The organism is Streptomyces sp. NPDC060198 (assembly GCF_042728415.1).
Classification (GTDB): Bacteria; Actinomycetota; Actinomycetes; order Streptomycetales; family Streptomycetaceae; genus Streptomyces.
On sequence record NZ_JBHWZJ010000533.1, the window covers coordinates 1 to 3,700 of the forward strand.

The window sequence follows — 3,700 nt, forward strand, 5'->3', positions numbered from 1 at the left end:
GGCCCGGCGGATGATCCGCCGGGCCCGGGGTGAAGGTGCGTTCTTCCCGCCTGGGGCGGGAGGTGGGGCTGCTTACTGCGCGGGGCCCTCGATGGCCTCGGAGGTCAGCAGGCCGGCGTTGATCTCGCGGAGCGCGATCGACAGCGGCTTCTCGTGAACGTGGGTGTCGACGAGCGGACCGACGTACTCGAGGAGGCCTTCACCGAGCTGCGAGTAGTACGCGTTGATCTGGCGCGCGCGCTTGGCGGCGTAGATCACGAGGCTGTACTTCGAGTCGGTGGCCTCGAGGAGCTCATCAATCGGCGGGTTGATGATGCCCTCGGGCGTGGTGATGGAAGAGGACACTCTCTGCCTTCCGAAGGGGGTGTAGATCAAAGAGATCTTTGATGCTGCGGCTGCCGGCCGACGGTGATCCGTGCGGTCCGGCCGACGTTCCGCGCCGGCCGGGAGGCCGTTCGCGTCGGTTCGTCAGTCGCTCGTGGCACGGTGGTCGGAAGCCTGAAGCATCAAGGCTAGCAGCTCGCGTGCCACGTCCTCGACGGAGGTGTTGACGAGGGTGGTGTCGAACTCGGCCTCGGCGGCCAGTTCGACCTTGGCGGCGGCGAGCCTGCGCTCGATCACCTCGGGCGGTTCGGTGCCCCGGCCGGTGAGCCGGCGGACCAGCTCGTCCCAGCTCGGCGGGGCCAGGAAGACGAGCCGTGCGTCGGACATCGACTCGCGGACCAGCCGGGCGCCCTGGAGGTCGATCTCCAGCAGCACCGGCTCGCCGTTCTCCAGCCGGTCGAGGACGGCCCTGCGGGGGGTGCCGTAGCGGTTGCCCGCGAACTCCGCCCATTCGAGCAGCTCGCCGTTGGCGATCAGCTTGTCGAACTCCTGGTCGTCCACGAAGAAGTAGTGGACGCCGTTGCTCTCACCGGGGCGGGGCTTGCGGGTCGTCGCCGACACCGAGAGCCAGACCTCGGGGTGGACCTTGCGCATATGCGCGACGACCGTGCTCTTGCCGACCCCTGAGGGGCCGGAGAGCACGGTCAGCCGCGGACGTACGTCCGGGGGTACGGGGGACGTCCCCCGGGATGTTGCAGCCATGCAGCGATTATCCAGGTTCTCAGGGGTGCCTGAGAACGTCAGGCGGCTGAGCCGCCGAACTCTCGCTCCAAGGATGCGATCTGGTTGGAGCCGAGACCCCGGACTCTGCGGCTCTCGGAGATCCCGAGACGCTCCATGATCTGCTTGGCGCGGACCTTGCCCACGCCCGGCAGGGACTCAAGGAGTGCGGAGACCTTCATCTTGCCGATGACGTCGTTCTCCCGACCCTGCTTGATGACCTCGTGGAGCGAGGCGCCGGAGTGCTTGAGTCGATTCTTTACCTCGGCCCGCTCCCGGCGAGCCGCGGCGGCCTTTTCGAGCGCGGCTGCGCGCTGTTCAGGGGTAAGGGGCGGAAGAGCCACGCCTACGTCACCTCGGATGTCGATCTGTCGGATACGGACCGGTGAGGAACCTTTCGCCCCACACCTGGCGAGCCACGAACAACAACCTGTGCTCGTTGGCTCTCGACGGAGACTAGCGGCCAACCGCTCCGGAGTCAGCGAGAACGAACGAAAAGTCCTGGTCAGCCTTGGCCGACCAGGACATTTACCGCATAAAGCCCGGTATTTTGCTCAGGAATTCGTCAACTCGCTGTTATGTGTCGCATTCAACTATCCGTGAACGGCCGTACGGACCTCGTCGGCGAAGCGTGTCGCGGCCTCGCGCAGACCCGCGACGTCCGGACCGTGACGCAGAACACCCCGGCTCACGCTCGGCACCACGTTGCCCACCGATTCGCCGAACACGGCCGGCAGATCGGCCGGGGTGGCGCCCTGGGCACCGATCCCGGGAGCGAGCAGCGGACCGTTGATCGCCAGATTCACCCCGGCGTCCCCGAGGGTCGCGCCGACCACCGCGCCGACCGAACCCAGCGGCTCGGCTCCGGCGTTCTCGGCGGCCATGTGGTCGAGCATCAGCTGGGCGAGCGAGCGGCCGTCGGCCGCGGTCGAGCGCTGCACCTCGGCGCCCTCCGGGTTGGAGGTGAGCGCCAGCACGAAGACACCCGCGCCGGAGACGGCTGCGGCGTCGAGTGCCGGGCGCAGCGAGCCGAAGCCGAGGTACGGCGAGACGGTGACCGCGTCCGAGAACAGCGGCGAGTCCTTGTCCAGGTAGGTGGCCGCGTAGGCACCCATGGTGGAGCCGATGTCGCCGCGCTTGGCGTCCATGAGGACGAGCGCGCCAGCCGAGCGGGCCTCGGCGACGGCCGTCTCCAGGACGGCGACGCCGCGCGAGCCGAAGCGCTCGAAGAACGCGGACTGCGGCTTGAGGACGGCGACCCGGTCGGCGAGCGCCTCGACGACCGTGCGGGTGAAGCGCTCCAGGCCCGCGATGTCGTCGGACAGGCCCCAGGAGGCGAGCAGCGAGGCGTGCGGGTCGATGCCGACGCAGAGCGGTCCGCGGGTGTCCATGGCGCGGCGCAGGCGGGCGCCGAAGGGTTCGAGGGGCGCGGTTTCGAGGGTCACTGTGCGGCCTTCCGGGTGGCGGCGCCGACGGCTTCGGCGAGCGTGGCGTACGGGGATGCGGCCAGCCGGGCGGCCAGCCCCTTGTGGATCGCGCGGGCGTAGAACGGGCCCTCGTAGATGAAGGCGCTGTAGCCCTGGACGAGCGTGGCACCGGCCAGGATGCGCTGCCAGGCGTCCTCGGCGTTCTCGACGCCGCCGACGCCCACCAGGGTGATCCGGTCGCCCACGCGCGCGTAGAGCCTCGTGAGGACCTCCAGGGAGCGCGCCTTGAGCGGGGCGCCGGAGAGTCCGCCGGTCTCCCCGGTCAGGGAGGCGGACGAGCGCAGGCCGAGGCCGTCGCGGGCGATGGTGGTGTTGGTGGCGATGATGCCGTCGAGGCCGAGCTCCACGGCGAGGTCGGCGACGGCGTCGACGTCCTCGTCCGCGAGGTCGGGGGCGATCTTGACCAGCAGCGGGACACGGCGGTCGGTCACGGTGCGGTCGGCGGCCTCGCGCACGGCGGTCAGCAGCGGGCGCAGCGCTTCGGTGGCCTGGAGGTTGCGCAGGCCCGGGGTGTTGGGTGAGGAGACGTTGACCACGAGGTAGTCGGCGTGGGCGGCGAGGCGCTCGGTGGACTTCACGTAGTCGGCGGCGGCGTCGGCCTCCTCGACCACCTTGGTCTTGCCGATGTTGACGCCGACGGTGGTGCGGAAGACGGGCTCGCGGGCGCCGAGACGGGCGGCGACGGCGGCGGAGCCCTCGTTGTTGAAGCCCATGCGGTTGATCAGGGCGCGGTCGGCGACGAGGCGGAAGAGCCGCTTCTTCGGGTTGCCGGGCTGCGGCTCGCCGGTCACGGTGCCGATCTCGACGTGGTCGAAGCCGAGCATCGCCATGCCGTCGATCGCGATCGCGTTCTTGTCGAAGCCGGCGGCGAGGCCGAAGGGGCCGTGCATCCGCAGGCCGAGGGCCTCGGTGCGCAGGGCCTTGTACCGGGGGGCGAGCACCGCGGCGACGTACGTCCGCAGGACGGGGGTGCGGGCGGCGAGACGGATCCACCGGAAGGCCAGGTAGTGGGCCTGCTCGGTCTTCTCGGGCGCGATGGTGGGGCCCGGTACCGCGATCGACCCGGTGCGCGAGCCCTCGGAGGCCGTCTCCCCGGTCGCCGGTGTCGT

General features: G+C 70.3%; 5 protein-coding genes and 1 pseudogene. 1 reads left to right on the plus strand and 5 read right to left on the minus strand.

Going from position 1 to position 3,700, the window contains the following annotated elements; genetic code table 11:
• Positions 1-72: 72 nt before the first annotated feature.
• The 5 genes from rpoZ to ACFWEP_RS32955 form a co-directional block, all read right to left on the minus strand.
• Positions 73-345: a DNA-directed RNA polymerase subunit omega gene (rpoZ, locus tag ACFWEP_RS32935; protein WP_003970369.1), complete on the minus strand. Its 273-nt coding sequence runs from the start codon at positions 343-345 to the stop codon at positions 73-75.
• Positions 346-468: 123 nt separating this feature from the next.
• Positions 469-1,086, minus strand: a complete 618-nt coding sequence (gmk, locus tag ACFWEP_RS32940) for a guanylate kinase (protein ID WP_328722774.1) — start codon at positions 1,084-1,086, stop codon at positions 469-471.
• Between the two features lie 38 nt (positions 1,087-1,124).
• Complete coding sequence (locus ACFWEP_RS32945; RefSeq protein ID WP_266702292.1) at positions 1,125-1,448, minus strand: integration host factor; 324 nt, start codon at positions 1,446-1,448, stop codon at positions 1,125-1,127.
• A 249-nt stretch (positions 1,449-1,697) separates the two neighbouring features.
• On the minus strand, positions 1,698-2,549 hold the full coding sequence (gene pyrF / locus ACFWEP_RS32950; RefSeq protein WP_387375716.1) for an orotidine-5'-phosphate decarboxylase: 852 nt from the start codon (positions 2,547-2,549) through the stop codon (positions 1,698-1,700).
• Positions 2,546-3,649: a quinone-dependent dihydroorotate dehydrogenase gene (locus ACFWEP_RS32955; protein ID WP_387375718.1), complete on the minus strand. Its 1,104-nt coding sequence runs from the start codon at positions 3,647-3,649 to the stop codon at positions 2,546-2,548. Before ACFWEP_RS32955 ends, pyrF begins: the two co-directional genes overlap by 4 nt.
• Here ACFWEP_RS32955 and ACFWEP_RS32960 point away from each other — a divergent pair.
• Positions 3,612-3,700 (plus strand): annotated as a pseudogene (locus ACFWEP_RS32960) (PTS glucose transporter subunit IIA); the annotation flags it as partial. The gene ACFWEP_RS32955 and the pseudogene ACFWEP_RS32960 sit on opposite strands and share 38 nt — an antisense overlap.

Excerpts from the sequence above, each read along its gene's own strand:
- gmk (WP_328722774.1), bottom strand. The coding sequence starts at position 1,086 with ATGGCTGCAACATCCCGGGGGACGTCCCCCGTACCCCCGGACGTACGT.